Source organism: Alcanivorax sp. P2S70 (assembly GCF_000475295.1).
Classification (GTDB): Bacteria; Pseudomonadota; Gammaproteobacteria; order Pseudomonadales; family Alcanivoracaceae; genus Alcanivorax; species Alcanivorax profundi.
The window spans coordinates 170313-188159 of sequence record NZ_AXBZ01000007.1 but is presented as its reverse complement, the minus strand read 5'-3'; the positions used below and the strand labels follow the sequence as shown (position 1 = coordinate 188159).

The 17847-nt window shown below is 59.6% G+C and carries 15 protein-coding genes; 9 read left to right on the top strand and 6 right to left on the bottom strand.

The annotated features are described in order from the left end of the window. The first annotated feature begins 85 nt into the window (after nt 1-85). The 7 genes from Q672_RS20690 (at nt 86) to Q672_RS20660 (ending at nt 9511) form a co-directional block, all read left to right on the top strand. Nucleotides 86-472, top strand: coding sequence for a MerR family transcriptional regulator (locus Q672_RS20690; RefSeq protein ID WP_022984330.1), 387 nt, complete (start codon nt 86-88; stop codon nt 470-472). 3 nt (nt 473-475) lie between these two features. Next, on the top strand, nt 476-1639 hold the full coding sequence (locus tag Q672_RS20685; RefSeq protein WP_022984329.1) for an isovaleryl-CoA dehydrogenase: 1164 nt from the start codon (nt 476-478) through the stop codon (nt 1637-1639). Nucleotides 1640-1715: 76 nt separating this feature from the next. Next, on the top strand, nt 1716-3323 hold the full coding sequence (locus tag Q672_RS20680) for a carboxyl transferase domain-containing protein (protein WP_031225999.1): 1608 nt from the start codon (nt 1716-1718) through the stop codon (nt 3321-3323). A gap of 41 nt (nt 3324-3364) precedes the next feature. Beyond that, complete coding sequence (locus tag Q672_RS20675) at nt 3365-4138, top strand: enoyl-CoA hydratase/isomerase family protein (protein ID WP_022984327.1); 774 nt, start codon at nt 3365-3367, stop codon at nt 4136-4138. Nucleotides 4139-4234: 96 nt separating this feature from the next. Next, nucleotides 4235-6190: an acetyl/propionyl/methylcrotonyl-CoA carboxylase subunit alpha gene (locus Q672_RS20670; protein ID WP_022984326.1), complete on the top strand. Its 1956-nt coding sequence runs from the start codon at nt 4235-4237 to the stop codon at nt 6188-6190. A 19-nt stretch (nt 6191-6209) separates the two neighbouring features. Continuing rightward, nucleotides 6210-8147: an acetoacetate--CoA ligase gene (locus tag Q672_RS20665; RefSeq protein ID WP_022984325.1), complete on the top strand. Its 1938-nt coding sequence runs from the start codon at nt 6210-6212 to the stop codon at nt 8145-8147. Nucleotides 8148-8248: 101 nt separating this feature from the next. Then, complete coding sequence (locus Q672_RS20660) at nt 8249-9511, top strand: hypothetical protein (RefSeq protein ID WP_022984324.1); 1263 nt, start codon at nt 8249-8251, stop codon at nt 9509-9511. Nucleotides 9512-9655: 144 nt separating this feature from the next. Here Q672_RS20660 and Q672_RS20655 read toward each other — a convergent pair whose 3' ends face one another. Then, nucleotides 9656-9898 carry a YdcH family protein gene (locus Q672_RS20655; RefSeq protein ID WP_022984323.1) on the bottom strand — a complete coding sequence of 81 codons (243 nt, stop codon included), beginning with the start codon at nt 9896-9898 and terminating at the stop codon, nt 9656-9658. Between the two features lie 203 nt (nt 9899-10101). On the opposite strand from Q672_RS20655, the gene Q672_RS20650 reads away from it, so the two are divergent. Beyond that, nucleotides 10102-11046 carry an oxygenase MpaB family protein gene (locus tag Q672_RS20650; protein WP_022984322.1) on the top strand — a complete coding sequence of 315 codons (945 nt, stop codon included), beginning with the start codon at nt 10102-10104 and terminating at the stop codon, nt 11044-11046. A gap of 71 nt (nt 11047-11117) precedes the next feature. Here Q672_RS20650 and djlA read toward each other — a convergent pair whose 3' ends face one another. From djlA to Q672_RS20625, 5 genes are all read right to left on the bottom strand, one after another. After that, on the bottom strand, nt 11118-11957 hold the full coding sequence (gene djlA, locus Q672_RS20645) for a co-chaperone DjlA (RefSeq protein WP_022984321.1): 840 nt from the start codon (nt 11955-11957) through the stop codon (nt 11118-11120). Nucleotides 11958-11967: 10 nt separating this feature from the next. Beyond that, complete coding sequence (hyi, locus tag Q672_RS20640) at nt 11968-12747, bottom strand: hydroxypyruvate isomerase (RefSeq protein ID WP_022984320.1); 780 nt, start codon at nt 12745-12747, stop codon at nt 11968-11970. After that, nucleotides 12747-13652 (bottom strand): NAD(P)-dependent oxidoreductase, encoded by a 906-nt coding sequence (locus Q672_RS20635; RefSeq protein WP_035481701.1) that lies wholly within the window; start codon nt 13650-13652, stop codon nt 12747-12749. The genes hyi and Q672_RS20635 overlap by 1 nt, the downstream gene beginning before the upstream one ends. Before the next feature lie 167 nt (nt 13653-13819). Next, nucleotides 13820-15730: a cytochrome c/FTR1 family iron permease gene (locus Q672_RS20630; RefSeq protein ID WP_022984318.1), complete on the bottom strand. Its 1911-nt coding sequence runs from the start codon at nt 15728-15730 to the stop codon at nt 13820-13822. 79 nt (nt 15731-15809) lie between these two features. Beyond that, nucleotides 15810-16478 carry a DNA-3-methyladenine glycosylase I gene (locus Q672_RS20625; protein ID WP_022984317.1) on the bottom strand — a complete coding sequence of 223 codons (669 nt, stop codon included), beginning with the start codon at nt 16476-16478 and terminating at the stop codon, nt 15810-15812. A gap of 128 nt (nt 16479-16606) precedes the next feature. Here Q672_RS20625 and Q672_RS20620 point away from each other — a divergent pair, with 128 nt between their 5' ends. Further along, nucleotides 16607-17836 carry a pyridoxal phosphate-dependent aminotransferase gene (locus Q672_RS20620; RefSeq protein WP_022984316.1) on the top strand — a complete coding sequence of 410 codons (1230 nt, stop codon included), beginning with the start codon at nt 16607-16609 and terminating at the stop codon, nt 17834-17836. The last annotated feature ends 11 nt before the right edge of the window (nt 17837-17847 follow it).

The window sequence follows — 17847 nt, the reverse complement described above, 5'->3', positions numbered from 1 at the left end:
TCTATTCGGCGGTATACACGCTGTCACGGTCAAAGAGGCCAAAAACCAGCTTTACGTTAACGTAAACTTCCCCTACTCTCGCCCCATGGACAAAAAGAAGACCTACAGCATTGGTGAGTTGGCGCGGGAGTTCGACGTCACCACCCGCACCATCCGCTTTTACGAGGACCAGGGGCTGGTCAGCCCGTCTCGTCGGGGACAGACACGAATCTACTCCCCCGCCGACCGGGTCACCCTGAAACTGATCCTGCGGGGCAAGCGACTGGGGTTCTCCCTGGCGGAATCGAAGGAGCTGATCGGCATGTACCAGCCCCAGGGCGACAACCGCCACCAGCTGCTTGCCCTGCAGGAAAAGATTCACCAGCGCCGGGCACAACTGGAACAACAATTACACGATATCCAGGCCATGCAGCAGGAGCTCGACGACGTGGAGCAACGCTGCATTGACGCCATGAATGATTTGGAGAGTTAGGCCATGTTCAACAGCAGCTTCAATTTTGATCTGGACGAAACCCTGGTGGCCCTGCGCGACAGCGTTCGCCAGTTCGCCCAGAAGGAAATCGCGCCCATTGCAGCCGAGGTGGATCAGAGCAACCAGTTCCCGCTGGCCATGTGGAAGAAGCTGGGTGACCTGGGTGTGCTCGGGGTTACCGTCAGCGAGGAATACGGCGGCGCCAACATGGGGTATCTGGCCCACACCCTGGTGATGGAGGAAATCTCCCGGGCATCGGCCTCCATTGGCCTGTCCTACGGCGCGCATTCCAACCTGTGCGTTAACCAGATCTACCTGAACGGCACCGACGCCCAGAAAGCCAGGTACCTCCCCGGCCTGGTCAGTGGCGATCAGATCGGCGCCCTGGCCATGAGCGAGCCCGGTGCGGGCTCTGACGTGGTGAGCATGGGCCTGCGTGCGGACAAGAAAGGCGACCATTACCTCCTCAACGGCAACAAGATGTGGATCACCAATGGCCCCGATGCCCACACCTATGTGATCTACGCCAAGACCGACACCAGCGCAGGCCCCAAAGGCATCACTGCATTCATCGTCGAGCGGGATTACCCCGGATTCTCCCGTGCCCAGAAACTCGACAAGCTGGGCATGCGCGGCTCCAACACCTGCGAACTGGTCTTCGAAGATTGTCAGGTACCCGCCGAAAACATCCTCGGCAAGGAAAATGAAGGCGTGAAAGTGCTGATGAGCGGCCTGGATTACGAGCGCACCGTACTGTCCGGTGGCTGTACCGGCATCATGCAAGCGTGCATGGATGTGGTAGTGCCCTACGTACACGAACGCAAACAGTTCGGTCAGGCCATCGGTGAATTCCAGCTGATGCAAGGCAAGCTTGCCGACATGTACGTGACGCTCAACGCCAGCCGCAGCTACCTCTATAACGTGGCCAAGGCCTGCGACCGGGGCGAAACCAACCGCAAGGATGCCGCCGGCGTCATCCTTTACTGCGCCGAGAACGCCACCCAGATGGCCCTGGAAGCCATCCAGACCCTGGGCGGCAACGGCTACATCAATGAGTACCCCACCGGCCGCCTGCTGCGTGACGCCAAGCTCTACGAGATCGGCGCCGGCACCAGCGAAATCCGCCGCATGCTCATTGGCCGCGAGCTATTTAACGAAACACGCTAACACGCCGCACGCACCACGCTTGCACGCCGCCTCCCGCGTGGAGCGTGCCAGCGTGAAGCCTGCAAGCGAGGAATTCATGCCCAAGATTAACAGTCAGATCAACCCGACCAGTCCGGAATTCCAGGCGAACCGGGAGCACAACCTGGGCTTGCGTCAGCAGCTTCAGGACAAGCTGGCCCACATTGCCCACGGGGGCGGTGAAGCGGCGGAGCAACGCTTGCGCGAACGGGGCAAGTTACCGGTGCGCGAGCGCATCGACCGCTTGCTGGACCCGGGCTCCCCGTTTCTGGAAATTGGCGCTCTGGCCGCCGATGGCGTCTATGGCGAAGACGTCCCTGCGGCGGGCTGTGTGGGCGGCATTGGCCGGATCCAGGGCGTGGAATGCATGATCGTGGCCAACGACCCCACGGTTAAAGGCGGCAGCTACTACCCGCTCACGGTGAAGAAACACCTGCGTGCCCAGAGCATCGCAGCGGAAAACCGCCTGCCCTGTGTCTATCTGGTGGATTCCGGTGGCGCCAACCTGCCCCGCCAGGATGAAGTGTTCCCGGACCGGGAGCACTTCGGCCGCATCTTCTTCAATATGGCCAACATGTCGGCCCGTGGCATTCCGCAAATCAGTGTTGTGCTCGGCTCCTGTACGGCTGGCGGCGCCTACGTACCCGCCATGGCCGACGAAGTGATCATGGTCAAAGAGCAAGCCACGATCTTCCTGGCCGGCCCCCCCTTGGTGAAGGCCGCTACCGGCGAAGTGGTCAGCGCAGAAGCCCTGGGTGGCGCCAACCTGCACTGTGAGCAATCCGGGGTGGCAGACCATCTGGCCGAAGACGAGCCCCATGCCCTGGCGCTGGCGCGTAATTGCATCGCCCACCTCAACTGGCACAAGCCGGACCAGGTCAAGCGTCGCGCCGTATTACCCCCCGCTTATGCCAGCGACGAGCTGTATGGCGTCATCCCCACCACCACCCGTCAGCCCATGCCGGCACGGGAACTGATCGCCCGCATCGTCGATGGCTCTGAGCTGGATGAATTCAAGGCCCGCTATGGCACCACGCTGGTGTGCGGCTTCTCCCATATCCATGGTTATCCGGTGGGCATTCTCGCCAATGACGGGGTGCTCTATTCCGAATCGGCCCAGAAAGGCGCGCACTTTATTGAACTGTGCAACCAGCGAAAGATCCCTCTGCTGTTCCTGCAGAACATCACCGGCTTCATGGTCGGCAAGAAATACGAGTCAGAGGGGATCGCCAAACACGGGGCCAAAATGGTCAATGCCGTGGCCTGTGCCACCGTGCCCAAATTCACCGTGATCACCGGTGGCAGTTTTGGGGCCGGCAACTACGGCATGTGCGGGCGCGCCTATGACCCTCGCTTTATGTTCATGTGGCCCAACGCCCGTATCTCCGTCATGGGTGGCGAACAGGCCGCCAGCGTGCTCACCCAGGTGAAGCAGGCTTCCATGAAAAAGAAAGGCCAGCAATGGAGCGAGGACGAAGCCCGTCAGTTCCAGTCCGACATGACCGAGCAGTACGAACAGATGGCCCAGCCCTGGTATGCCAGTGCCCGGCTCTGGGATGACGGCGTCATCGACCCGGCAGATACCCGCGACGTCCTGGGCATGGCCATCTCTGCCAGCCTCAATGCCCCCATCGAGGACACGCGTTACGGCGTGTTCAGGATGTGATTTTGCGTCGGACGTCAGACGCTTAACCCCTGGAGCAAAACATGAGCGTTAGCACACAAATCGAAGGCAGGGTTGCTCGCATTACGCTGGACAATCCTGACAAAAGAAACGCGTTCGATGACACCATCATTGCGTCACTGACCCAGGCGTTTGAGAACGTTGGCGGTGACACCGGGATTCGGGTGGTGGTATTGCAGGCAGCGGGCAAGCATTTTTCCGCCGGGGCCGATCTCAACTGGATGCGGGCCATGGGGCAGCTCGATGAGCAGCAGAACCGTGACGATGCCCTGAAACTTGCCAGGCTGATGCAGGCGATAGATCAGTGCCCGAAACCGGTGATCGCCCGGGTTCAGGGCGCCGCCTTTGGCGGTGCCCTGGGATTGATCTGTGCCGCCGACATGGCCGTGGCGGCAGACAACGCCCGTTTCTGCCTGAGCGAAGTCAAACTCGGCATTATCCCTGCGGTGATCAGCCCCTATGTGGTGCGTGCCATCGGTGCGCGTCAGGCCAATCGTTATTTCATGACCGCCGAAGTCATCCCGGCGGACCGGGCACAGGCACTGGGCATTGCCCATGAGGTGGTTGCGGAAGCCGAACTCGACAGCGCCGTTGGGCGCCTGGTCGAAGCGCTGCTCAGCGGCGGTCCGGCGGCCCAGATCGCCTGCCGGGATCTGATCGCGCGGGTCAGTGACGGCGCCATCGATGAGGCCATGCTGGAAGACACCGCCGCCCGTATCGCCCGCCTGCGTACCAGCGCTGAAGGGCAGGAAGGTCTGAGCGCTTTTCTGGAAAAACGCTCACCAAACTGGATGTAACCCACTTTTCCGTAGGAGCGCCGCTGGCGGCGCGATCAACCCACGCCGGGAATCACGCCGCCAGCAACGCGCCTGCAACCGCAAATAGGCATAACCATGGCAACGATAAAAAAACTGCTGATCGCCAACCGCGGGGAAATTGCCCGTCGCATCATCCGCACCTGCCGGCAACAAGGCATTGCCACCGTGGCAGTGTACTCCGATGTGGATGCCACCCTGCCCCATGTCCGTGAGGCGGATCAGGCCGTATGCCTTGGCCCGGCAGCGGCGCGAGAAAGCTATCTGGTGATCCACAAGATTATCACCGCAGCGAAGGAGACTGGCGCGGACGCCATTCATCCCGGCTACGGCTTTCTGTCTGAGAATACCGAGCTGGCGGCCGCCTGTGAGCAGGCGGGCATCATTTTTGTCGGCCCTAACGCCCGCGCCATTGAAGTAATGGGTGACAAGGCTGCTGCACGTCAGCTCATGGCCGACAGCGGTGTCCCGGTACTGCCCGGTTTCGATGAAGACGGCGCCAGTGACGAGACGCTACTGGCCGCCAGTGACAGTGTCGGCTTTCCGCTGCTGATCAAGGCCGTGGCCGGCGGCGGCGGCAAGGGCATGCGGGTGGTGAACAGCGCCAACGCGTTTGCCGAATCCCTGGCCGCGGCTCGTCGTGAAGCCCGCAGTGCTTTCGGCGATGATCGCGTGCTGCTGGAGCGTTACCTGCCCACCGCCCGCCATGTGGAAGTGCAGGTTTTCGCAGACAATTACGGCAATGCGGTACACCTGTTCGAGCGCGATTGCTCGGTGCAGCGTCGCCACCAGAAGGTCATTGAGGAAGCCCCGGCACCGGGTCTGGATGAACAGACCCGCCAGGCGTTCGGTAACGCTGCCGTTCAGGCCGCCCTGGCCATTGATTACCGTGGCGCCGGCACGGTGGAGTTTTTATACGCTCCTGATGGCCAGTTTTATTTCATGGAAATGAACACCCGCCTGCAGGTGGAACACCCTGTCACCGAAATGATCACCGGAGAAGACCTGGTGGCCTGGCAACTGGCGGTCGCCGCAGGGGAGCCGCTGCCCAAGGCACAACAGCAGATTCAGCGTCATGGCCATGCCATGGAAGTTCGCCTGTACGCAGAAAACCCGGAACAGGGTTTTCTGCCCTCTTCCGGCCTGCTCAGTCACCTGCGTTGGCCCCACGAACTGGCCCGCGTCGATGCCGGGTACGAACAGGGGGACCGGGTCGAAGAATTCTACGACCCGATGATCGCCAAGCTGATCTGCTATGGAGAGGATCGCCAGGCCGCCCGGCAAAAGCTGATCAACGCCCTGAATCGGCTCGAACTGCAAGGGATTCATCACAACGCACCCTTCCTGCGACGGGTGCTGGCGGATGAGGCCTTTGCCCTTGCCGAGCTGGACACCCGCCTGCTGGAGCATCGCCCGCACTTACTCGAAACTGATGCCTGCGAGCCTGCATTGCTGGCCGTGGCCGCCAGCCGACTGGCGGCACTGCCTGCCACTGCCAGTGATCACCCCTGGGAATCACTGCAGGGCTGGCGCCCACAGGGGCAGCGCGTGCGCGTCACCGCCTGCCAGGTGGACCAGCATCCGGTGATGGTGCGTGAAAATAACGGTGACGCCAGTGCCGAGGCACACACCGGCCAGGTGCAGCTCACCGTGAACGACAGCGCCTTTCGCCTGCGCTGGGGCCAGCAATCGCTGTGTGGCTATTTCCATTTACAGACCTCAACGCGCACCGTACGACTGTTTGTGGGGGGACAGGCTTACACGGTTACCCTCAACCCGTCCCTCGACAACGCTGCACAGGATGCCGCTGGCGGCTTTGTCGCCCCCATGAGCGGTACCATCGTGGCCCTGCATGTTGAGGCTGGCGCTACGGTGGCACCCGGCGATGCCGTGATTACGCTGGAAGCCATGAAAATGGAACACACACTACGAGCCACCGAAGCCGGCACCGTGCAGCATTTCCCGGTGAGCGCAGGCGACAGCGTCAGCGAAGGCACCCTACTGGTCGAATTCGAGGCGGATTCCGCCCGCTGAAACCCAACGGAGACCCCCCATGTCCGCACCGCTCTGGCAACCAGGACGCGCCGAACAACACAGCCAGCTGAGCCATTTCTGGCAGCAGGCCAGAGAGATCAGTGGCGAGCCCCTCCCCGATTACCGGGCCTTGCATGGCTGGTCGGTGCAACACCCGGAAACCTTCTGGCGACAGGTCTGGGATCACTGCGGCATCATCGGCGAACCGGGCAGCACCGTGCTCGAACCAGCAGCGCGTTTTCAGGACTGTCGCTGGTTCCCGCAAGCCACCCTGAACTACGCCGAAAACCTGCTACAGCGTAACGACGCTCACCCGGCCCTGGTCAGCGAGCTCGAAGACGGTACCCGTCAGGTGATCAGTTATGCCCAGCTACGGGTTGCCGCAGGCCAGGTGGCCGCGCAACTGCAGGCGGCGGGCATTCAGCCCGGTGACCGGGTGGCGGGCTTCATGCCAAACCGTATCGAAACCGTGGTGGCAGCCCTCGGTGCCGCCTGGATCGGCGCGGTCTGGTCATCGTGCTCCCCGGATTTCGGCGTATCCGGGGTGCTGGACCGGTTTGGCCAGATCGAACCCCGGGTTCTGATTGCCTGTGACGGTTACCACTACAATGGTAAATGGATTGATCTGGAAACCCGCATCCACGAACTGCATAGCGCACTCAGCCCGGAACTGCTGGTGGTGGTGCCCGGCAAAGGCAGCAGCAGCCGGGTGCAGAAGGCGCTGATCTGGCAAGCGTGGCTCGACGCGGCAGCACCCGCCCCGGAATTTCAGCGCTTACCGTTCAACCACCCCCTGTTCATTCTCTACTCGTCCGGCACCACCGGACAGCCCAAGTGCATTGTTCACGGTGCCGGCGGCACCTTGCTGCAGCAAACCAAGGAACTGCAACTGCACGGCGATGTGGGCCGTGATGACACCCTGTTCTATTTCACCACCTGTGGCTGGATGATGTGGAACTGGCTGATCTGCGGCCTGCACACCGGCGCAACGCTGGTGCTATACGATGGCAACCCCGCCTACCCCTCCACCGCACGCCTGTTTGACCTGATCGACAACGAGCGCATTACCCATTTCGGCACCAGCGCAAAATTCATTCAGGCGGTGGAAAAATCCGGGCTGGTCCCCAGAAAATCCCATCAACTCAATGAGCTTCGTACCCTGTTCTCCACCGGCTCGCCGCTGCTGCACGAGAGTTATGATTTCCTCTATCAGCAGGTCAAACCGGATCTGTTGGTCAGTTCGATCTCCGGTGGTACTGACATCATTTCCTGCTTCGCGCTCGGCAACCCGTTGGTTCCCGTCTATCGCGGTGAACTGCAATGCCTGGGGCTGGGGATGGATGTGTGCGTGCTTGATGACAGCGGGCAAGCCCTGAGCGACCGCAAAGGTGAACTGGTGTGCCGCCAGCCCTTCCCTTCCTGCCCGGTGCAGTTCTGGAATGACCCGGATGGAACACGCTTCCACAACGCCTACTTTGCCCGCTTCGACAATCTCTGGGCCCACGGAGACTATGCCCAACGGGTACCACACGATGGCAACGACGGTCTGATTATCCATGGCCGTTCGGATGCGGTGCTTAACCCCGGCGGAGTGCGTATCGGCACCGCAGAAATTTACCGGCAGGTGGAAACCCTCGGTGCCATTCGCGAAGCCATCGTAGTGGGCCAGGAATGGCAAGGCGATGTGCGCGTGGTGTTGTTTGTGGTCCTGGCAGAGAGAGAGTCGCTTACCGACACCCTTCAGCAACAGATTCGTCAAGCCATTCGTGAAGGCGCCAGCCCGCGTCATGTCCCTGCGGTGATCCTCACGGTGCCGGAAATTCCGCGCACCGTCAGCGGCAAGATCGTGGAGCTGGCCGTGCGGGAGGTCATCCACGGCCGCCCTGTAACCAACCGCAATGCACTAGCCAACCCACAGGCACTGGAACACTTCTCCGGCAGGCCAGAGTTGGCCTGACCGCATACACCCCACCGACGCACCGTTCGTTGCCAGGGTCATTGACGGCCATCACGAAACGCGCATGATGGGAGGCATTGTGGTTTTACTGTGACACGGCAATGAATAACAACAATAGATTGTTCACACTTTTCTTGCTGCTTCTGGCCTTTCCCCTCGCCCTGCAGGCTCAGGTGGTGACCCTCACCGGCAAGGACTTTCCCCAGCTGCTTGGCAAGCAGAACGGCCTGTACTCGTTCTTTGCCATGAAAGAAGGACGCCTCGCCCCCGTTCCTCACCAGTGGGTGGAATGGTCAGAACAGGGGTATCCGTTCTTTGAGGAAGACGGCAGCACTGACCGAATTGGTGACCCCAGGCGCATCGACGCCGAAGACCGTCTACTGCTACGTTTTGAAGATGGTGGCCCCTCCCTGTCTGGGCAGACCACCGAAAGCGTCGTTGCCCAACTTGCCGTCACCCATGGCGACCAGACCCGTCTTTTCTATCTGGTCAAAAATGCCTATCTGCAGAACACCGATCGATACATCCAGTTTGATCCGTCCACCATGACGATCAAGAGCACGGATTTCGCTCTGACCATGGCAGACAACAACCTGTTCAAATGGAACAACTTCTATTTTCGCGGCTTCGAGGGGGAAAACGGCCAGCGACAAAGTATTCTCGACACGCTGAAACTGCGTTTAAGTGCCGGCGTCTTTGGCGAGAACAACCGCGTCACCCTGAACAACAATAATCTGGATCCCAAGGTCAAACAGATCATCAATGGCCCACTGGCGTCAATGGTGTATGCGTCCACCTCGGTGAAGGTCGCACGGGTACCCGTGCTGAAGATACACAACTATTTTTTGATCATGCCACAGCAAGTGGAAATCCATAGCCGCTTTACTCTGCCCGGCATTGCTGACACGGTACTGGAGCGCCCTGCCCTGGATATTTCCCTGGATGGCAACGGGCTCTACGACAGCAAGCTGGTCACCAGTTGGACCGGTAACCATGTAGCGATCACCGATGGGACACTGTCGGAATCCGAAAAAACCATGCTGACCATGCCACTGGCCGGCGACAACTGGATCTGGTTTGGTACCGGTCGTGGCTTCGATCTGCTGGCACAGCTGGCGTTTGTGAAAGGCTTCAACACTCCTGTCAGGCTGCTTTATCAGGACGACGCAAATCTTGTCAACGAGCCCGAGCGCTTCCCCGGGCAGCTTCCCAACGTAGGCTTTTCACTGACCGATATTCCCTTCGGGCAAGAATTCTATTTCGTCACCCGCTTGTTCTACAGCAAGGACAGCAACGGCCTTCCACCCGGTAAATACGCCCAACAGACCATCACGGCTACCAGCGCCTCCCTGCAAATGCAGTAGAGCCTTCCTTCTCTGCCCTACCAGGCACTGGGTGCCTGGCTGGGCTGAACGTCTGATGACCATTTCGGACAACAGAATTCATGAGGTAACACCAACAGCTGTTCTTCACAGGCCGCAGTGGAAATACCCAGTTTAGAGTTGCGGTTAACTTCCCTGAGTAAGGCGCTGATAGATCAGGTCTTTAAGATGCAGACGATTCTGTTTGAGGCGCTCCATTTCCTGATCGGAAAGCGGGCTTTCACGCATTTCCAGGCCCCGGATCTGCTTGTCGAGTTTGTCATGCTCATGTACCCGCGAAAGAAAGTCCGGGTCGGTTTTCGATAGGGCATCAATACGGTCGTGAAAGTCGGGAAATTCGTGGTGGATGCTATGATTTTCGCCCAACATGAACCTTTCTCCTTTGTGACATTCCGTCATTGCGAATACCGACACTACGCCACTATCCGCATACTTTTCAGGCAGCCCTGCCAAATCACCACAATGACTGATTAGATTCAATCCTGCCTGCCCTTACCATCAAATGTTCGAGGGTACTACGTTGTCACCTAAGGTGGGTGGTAGTCCAGTGACCGCAGAGGGAGGCGTGCATCATGGCTTTACCGTATCTGTTGACTCGTGAACATCTTCAGACCGGCCTTGAGCAGGCGGCAGATACTTGCTCACAACCTGATGCCGGGTTATTCGGTCCAGGCTCAGTTATCTGGCAACTACTGCGCGAGAACCTCACGACCCTGGCACAAGGGCGGACCTTGATACTGGCCCTGGCCCACAGCAGGCTCTCGCAACTCCTGCCCACCCACCATGATGTCATTCAACGTATTCAACACACTCAGGTGTTTTTGCTGAAGGTGGTTTTCGGCAATCTGGATCAGGCGCTGGTGACATTGAACAGCCAGCGGGCTCGAAACAAGACACTGTTTCAAGTGGATGACAGCGATACTCTGGTTTATATGCTGAGCGCCTGGATTGACTCCTGTATGACGGTTCACCAGAGCGTCATTGAACCGATCAACAGTGCCCTGCAGGAGCGACTCTTTGAAGAAGCAATGCTGCTTGCCCAGGTCATGGGGGTACCCGAGCAGGCCCTTCCCGCAGACTGGCATCGCTGGCGCCGCTGGTGGCAGCACAGACTGGCCAGGCCCGTCTCTCTCTCGCCTCGGCGACAACAGGTTATGGATGCACTACTACGGGAGCAGGGCTATCCGGGCAGAACCCCCTATGGCGCGTATTACCCCCACGCGGCGTATCAATTGCCCGGGCACTGGCAGCAGGCCTGCCAACTGCCACAACGCAATCTGGACCGACACCGGCAGCACCAACGCCAGCTTCAGCGGCTGATGGACATTACCCGCAATCTGCCGGAACGGTTGCGCTACCAGCCCGCTTTCCAGGAAGCACAACAACGGCTGCGTGGCCGGGCCCGGGCGGATCTGGCAACGCGTTTGCTGAATCGGTGGTGGACCGGCGAAAGTGAGCTGGTCAGCAGTGGCTGGTCCATCCCGAAAGTGGACCGACTCACCAGCGCCAGCTATTGAGGCTCAAGGGAAAGCATCAGGGGTGAAGATCAATGGGCAGAGCCCTCACGGGCACTCCCGGCGGGATCGCGTTATTTGAAACCCCGGTTTTCCTTGATCATCTCGTAGGCCTTACTGATCTCGGCGGTTTTTTCCGTGGCCATGCGGATCATTTCTTCCGGTACACCTCGGGCGGCCATCTTGTCCGGATGGTGCTGGCTCATCAATTTACGGTAGGCCTTTTTGATCTCGGGATTAGACGCCGATTCATCGACCCCCAGCACCTGATAGGCCTGAGCGAGCGATGGCCGCGACGGCCCCTGGCCATATTGTTGCCCGCCTTGAGCACCCGGCCGGGCACCGGAGAATTGTGCCTGTGCCAACAGCATGTTCAGGATCTGACGGAACTGCTGAGGCGGCACGCCCAACCCCTCTGCCACCCGTAGCAAGACCGCCTCCTCTTCCTCGTGCAAGGTGCCGTCAGCAAGGGCAATTTGCAGCAGCACTTCCAGCAAGACCAAAATCAGTTGCTTGCGAAACCGGACCGCATGGGCAAATTGTGCAACCGTGTCCTGCAAGGGGAAATCGGCTTCCTTGCCACGGTTAAACAACGCAATGGCTTGCTTGCGCTGTTCCTCGTCAAGCTGCATGCGGTCCATCACGGCACGAGCCTGGGTAATTTCATCCTCGCTCACTCTGCCGTCGGCCTTGGCAAGATGCCCCATGATCGAAAACACGGTATCGAACAGGGCTTTTTGCACCGCTTGCTGCTCACCCGGTCCATACGGGCGGAAAGGGTTAAAGGTCCGGACCTGTTCGGCCCCCTTATCGAGCATATGCCCAATCAGCAGACCAATCCCCAGACCGATGGGGCCACCCACCAGCATGCCCAGCAGACCGAGAATAATCTTGCCGCCCCAATTGAATTGCATGGTTAATCCGTTACTTCAGTGAATGAAACCAGCCAAGACTGCTGCTGGTATCCGTTTGTGGCCGGTATTCGGCACTGACCCACCCCTGGTAATCCAGGCTGTCGATATGCGCAAACACCTGTTCGAAATGGATTTCTCCCGTACCGGGTTCATGACGCCCCGGATTATCCGCAAACTGGATATGTCCTATATGGGGACAAAGTCGGGAAAGGGAACGGCAAAGATCACCTTCCATGATCTGCATATGATAGATGTCATACTGCAAACGAATGTTGTCTCGCCCGGCCGCTTCGATCGCCGCCACCGCGGTGGCAGACCGGTCCAGCAAAAATCCGGGCATGTCCACCCGACTATTGATGGCTTCGACCATCAGGGTTCGCCCGTCTGCGGCCAGCAGGTCCGCCGCAAAACGCAGATTATCAACCAGGGTATCGAAGGCGATCTCCAGCGCAAGCGAGTCCGGACGCAGCCCCGCCAGACAATTGATCTGTTGGCAGTCTAATCCGCGGGCATACTCCAGCGCCTGAAAAACCCCTTCACGAAACTCCTCCACCCGATCGGGCAGGCAGGCGATGCCTCGCTCACCTTGCTCCCAGTCCCCCGGTGGCAGGTTAAACAACACCTGGCTCAGACCATGATCGGCCAACCTTGCCTGCAGTTCAGCAATGTCCCAAGGGTACGGAAACAGGTATTCCACACCGCCGAAACCCGCCTCGGCCGCAGCCTGAAAGCGATCCAGAAACGGCAGCTCGGTATACAGCATGCTCAGGTTGGCAGCGAAACGGGGCATCAGGAATCCTTGTCGGCGGCGGGTTCAACCAGTCGGACGCCATTGAGACGCTCCAGTTCCAGCAACAGGCCACTGTGGTCCACTTCACCGTGCCCACTGGCCAACAGCGCGCGGTATTCCTCGAATACACGCTGACTCAGAGGCAAGCTCAATCCTTCGGCACGGGCTTCATCCAGGATCATGCGAAGATCCTTGAGCTGGATACGGGCGGGAGCCCCAGGCTCAAAGTTACGCTGCAGCATCCGCTCGCCGTGTTGCTCGAGAATCTTGCTGCCCGCAAATCCGCCCATCAATGCCTCTCGCACCTTGTCGGGTCTGGCACCGCCTTTTGCAGCCAACAGCAGGGCTTCGGACACCGCCCCAATGGTAATCCCGACAATGGCCTGATTGGCCAGTTTGGCGAGCTGGCCACTGCCCACCGGACCAATGTGGGTCACCTTTCCCATGGGGTGAAAGATGTCAGCGGCCTGTACGAACGCCTCATCCGCGCCCCCCACCATGATGGAAAGGGTACCCGCTTCTGCACCGCGGGTGCCCCCGGACACCGGTGCATCCAGATACTGGCCACCCTGCTCTTCCACCCGTGCCGCATGCCGTCGAGCCGTACCCGGCTCCACCGAACTCATATCGACCACCAGCGCTCCCTGACGCAGGCCGGCAATGGCGCCACTGTGATACAGCACCTGATCGACTACTGAACCATTCTCCAGCATGGTGATAATCACATCAGCGTCAGCCACGGCGTCGGCGGGGCTGTCTGCCACCCGCGCGCGTTCCTGAAACGGTTGCGCTTTATCACGGCTGCGGTTCCAGATCGTCATGGGGAAACCGGCAGCCAGAAGCCGGGAGACCATGGGCGTCCCCATCAGGCCGATTCCGAGAAAACTGATATGCGGTAGTGTCATAGGGTAAAGGCGTCTGAATGTCGCACACGACGTTGTAAGACAGGGTGGGACTCACCCGCAAGAGACAGGATTATTGCTGATCAAGGCCACGGTGAAAACTCGGACATCTGTGCGCACCTCTGTGCGACAGCCATAAAAAGGGCTCCTTATGGAGCCCTTATACGCCGTCAGCCTGTCGCGCGGCTTCTCCACCACAGCACAAGCGCCAGCAGGATGGCGACGGCCTGGGCCGCCACCCCTTGCACCGTCGGATAAATGCCCAACCATTCTATGGTGGGCACACCCAGATAGAAGGCGCTGATCAAGCCCGCTTCCTGAAGGGCTGCAATCCCGTTGCCCAGCAGAATCACCGACAGCACCAGCAGCACAATACTGGTCACCCGGAAGAACAGGCTCAGCGGCAACTTCATGCCGATGCGGAAGAACAGCAGGCAGACCACGGCCAACGCCACGACGGCAGCCGCAATACCGTAGAAAAGGTAGGGCTGCGTGACAGACGTCACCTGGCTCCAAAGCGCCTGGTAAAACAGGATCGTCTCGAAAATTTCCCGGTACACAGAAATAAACGAGACAAACGCCAGTACCCAGACCGTGCCGCTACCCAGCGCCGAGTCCACCTTGTTGCGGATATAGCCCAGCCATTTCTGGCTATGACTGTTGCTGTGCATCCAGAAACCGACATAGAACAGGATAAAGGCGGCCACGACACCCGCCAGCCCTTCCGTCAGTTCACGCGAGGCACCGCTGAAAGTAATCAACGTATTGGCCACGTACCAGGTCACACCCCCGGCCACCAGGGCCAGTATCCAACCCAGATGAATATAACGGGTCGCCCGTACGGCATTGGCCTTACGGGTAAAGGTGAGCAGGGCTGCCACCACCAGCAAGGCTTCCAGCCCTTCCCGGAACAGGATAAAGAAACTGGCCGACAGGGTCGCCGCCGGACTCAACCCATCGCCGGACAAGGCCTCAGCCGCTTGCGCCAGTCCTTGCTGGGCAGCGGACACTTTTTCACTAACCTCACTGGCATCACGCTCGCGGTCAATGGCTTCACGTACGGCCATAAACTGGCCTTCTGCACGTCGCATCAGAGCAGCATCGACCGCCGCCAGCTGCTGCTCAATCATTTCAAAGCCATCCAGATAAGCGGACAGGGCTGCGGCTTTGGCAGCAGCCTGATCCCCCGCCGTATAAGCCTTGTCTGCCGCGGCAAGCTTGTCATGGCTCAGGGCGATAAAGCGGTTCTTGTTGAACAACGCAGACGGCTCGCTGCGCAAATAACCCAGCGCGGCATAGGCTTTCTCGCCCTGCGCCTTGAGCACATCCTCCGGCGCCTGCGCCACCAGGGTGTCCAGATTCAGCGACGCCTTCATCCCCGGCACGTTGTTGAACGCCGCACGCCCCTCAGAAGCCACCGACTCAGTCACCGCCTTGCTGCCCACGTAAAACGCCAGCGCCCAACGATCGTCGTCGCCAAGCGCGTCGCCGTAGGCCGCCATACCGGTCCCTTCCACCCCCTGGGTGATGGTGGTGTGCAGACCCAGCAACGAGCGGCCGTTATAACGGGCGACCTCGGTGAAGTCCGTGGGGGCAGGCTCAAGGGCGGCACCCGCAGGGCCATCGCCCTTGCCCTGCGCCCCATGACAGGCCGCGCAGTGCGTCTGATACAGTGTTGCCGCGCGGGCGAGGTCCGGCGCGGCTTTAGGGGATACGGGGATACCGTAGACCGACACCAGGGTGCCACGGATAGATTGCGCCAGCGCCTTGATCTGCGGCTCAGCAGCCTTGTCCGTCACCGCCTGCTGCAGAGCATCCGCCTGCTGCTGAAGCGCGGCTTTGCCATCAGCCTCCGCAAGCGTCGCCACCCCCTCTGCCAGCAGCTCGGTGAACTCCGCCATTTCGGCATATTCTTCTTCGCTGACCACCTGGCCATCGACAACGGCATTGATGTAATCGGCCCCAACGTACTCGACCAGCTGGACAAGCGCGGTCTGGTTTGAGGCAAAGGCAGGGAGTGACAGTGACACTAAAGCGGCCAGGACGAGAAAAAGGCGCCCCGGGGAGTGTGTATGGGTCATATTGAACCTGATTCACAGTTAGAAAGGCGAGTCATTATCATTAAAGCACCCGCCCGCATCAAGACGCGCCTGCGGGGCATCAACCCACCGTAAACGCCAGCACCTTGCTGATGTGAGCCTGGGGCCAGCCACTTTCTGCCTGCCAGGTATTGAAGGCCGCCTGAGCCGCCCGCTGATCTCGCTGACTGGCCGGCGCCTTATCGAGAATGTTATGGGCTTTCAGCACCGCCACCACATCGTCGGTGGGGTACCAGGTATCCCGCCCGACCATGCGCAGAAAGGCCGCTCCGGAATTGCCGCCCAGTTGCTTGCCGCGTTTTTTGAGCAACTGCCACATACCAACCGTGTCATCCGTGGGCCAGACCGCCAACCACTCCCCTACGCTGCCGTATTCCTGGGCCAGATCGATGACGAACTGGGCATTGTGGCGGATCGCTTTCATCTTGCCCCAGTGCCGGATCAACCGCGTATCCTGCATGCGCTCGTCCAGCATGGGGTCGGGCATAAGCACCAGTTTTTCGGGGTCAAACCCAAAAAAGGCCTCTTCAAATGCGGGCCATTTATTATCGACCAGAGAATGTTTGAGCCCGGCGCGGAACACCCGTCGGGTCATGGCAGACAAATACCAGGCGTCATCACGGCTACGCAGAGTGGCCTGATCAGCTACCTCAGGGAGCTGGCTTTGCACCGCCTTCAGGCTGCCTTTACGGTTAACGGCCAGGGCCAGCAAATCCTTGAATGGGGTCACGCTCTTCTCCGTATTTCGTTTTGGTGCTTGGCGAAGCGACATTGTAGAATTGATCCCTTGCGCAACAGAACCCTGGGCGCTTCTTATTTCACGGCCGACCAACGCCGACACAGACAAACAGGACCGGCATGACCATCGACAGTTATCACGTCAACAAATCCGACAAGCTCAAAGGCGTATGTTATGACATCCGCGGCCCGGTGCTGCGTGAAGCGCATCGACTTGAAGACGAAGGGCACCGTGTGATCAAACTGAACATCGGCAACCCTGCCCCGTTCGGTTTCGAAGCCCCCGAAGAGCTGCTTCAGGACGTGATCAGCAACCTGCCCGAGTCCACTGGCTACTGCCATTCCAAAGGCCTGTTCCCGGCGCGCAAAGCCGTCATGCAATACACCCAGACCAAGGGCATCGAAGGGGTTACCGTTGATGATGTGATCATCGGCAATGGGGTCTCCGAACTGATCGTCATGGCCATGCAGGCACTCCTGAACAGCGGTGACGAGGTTCTGCTGCCCGCCCCTGACTACCCACTGTGGACGGCCTCTGTCCGCCTGTCCGGTGGCACCCCTGTGCACTACCTGTGCGACGAGCAACAGGACTGGCAACCGTCTCTGGAAGATATTCGTGCCAAGGTAAACAAGAACACCAAGGCTCTGGTCATCATCAACCCCAACAACCCGACCGGGGCCAACTACGAGCCGGCCATGCTGCAGGAACTGCTGCAGATAGCCCGCGAAAACAACCTGATCGTGTTCGCCGACGAGATCTACGACAAGATCCTGTACGACGGTGAAGAACACACCTCCATTGCTTCCATGGCCGATGACCTGCTGTTCATCACCTTCAATGGGTTGTCCAAGAATTACCGTGCTGCGGGCTTTCGTGCCGGCTGGATGGTCATTTCCGGCGCCAAACACCGCGCCGAAAGCTATATCGAAGGCCTGGATATGCTGGCCAGCATGCGGCTGTGTGCCAACGTCCCCAGCCAGCACGCCATCCAGACGGCCCTTGGGGGTTACCAGAGCATCAATGATTTGGTGCTGCCCACCGGCAGACTCGGTCGCCAGCGGGATCTGGCCTGGGACATGCTTGAATCCATTCCCGGGGTCAGCTGCGTTAAACCCAAATCCGCCCTGTACCTGTTCCCGAAACTGGACCCGAAAGTCTTCCCGTTCCAGGACGATGAAGCCTTCGCACTGGATCTGCTTCGCGAAGAGAAAGTGCTGATCGTGCAAGGCACCGCCTTCAACTGGCCGGATCCCGATCACTTCCGCGTGGTATTCCTGCCACGAGTGGATGATCTCGAAGATTCCATCGGGCGCATTGCCCGGTATCTGGATCGGGTGCGAAAAAAATAGCGTTTATCGCT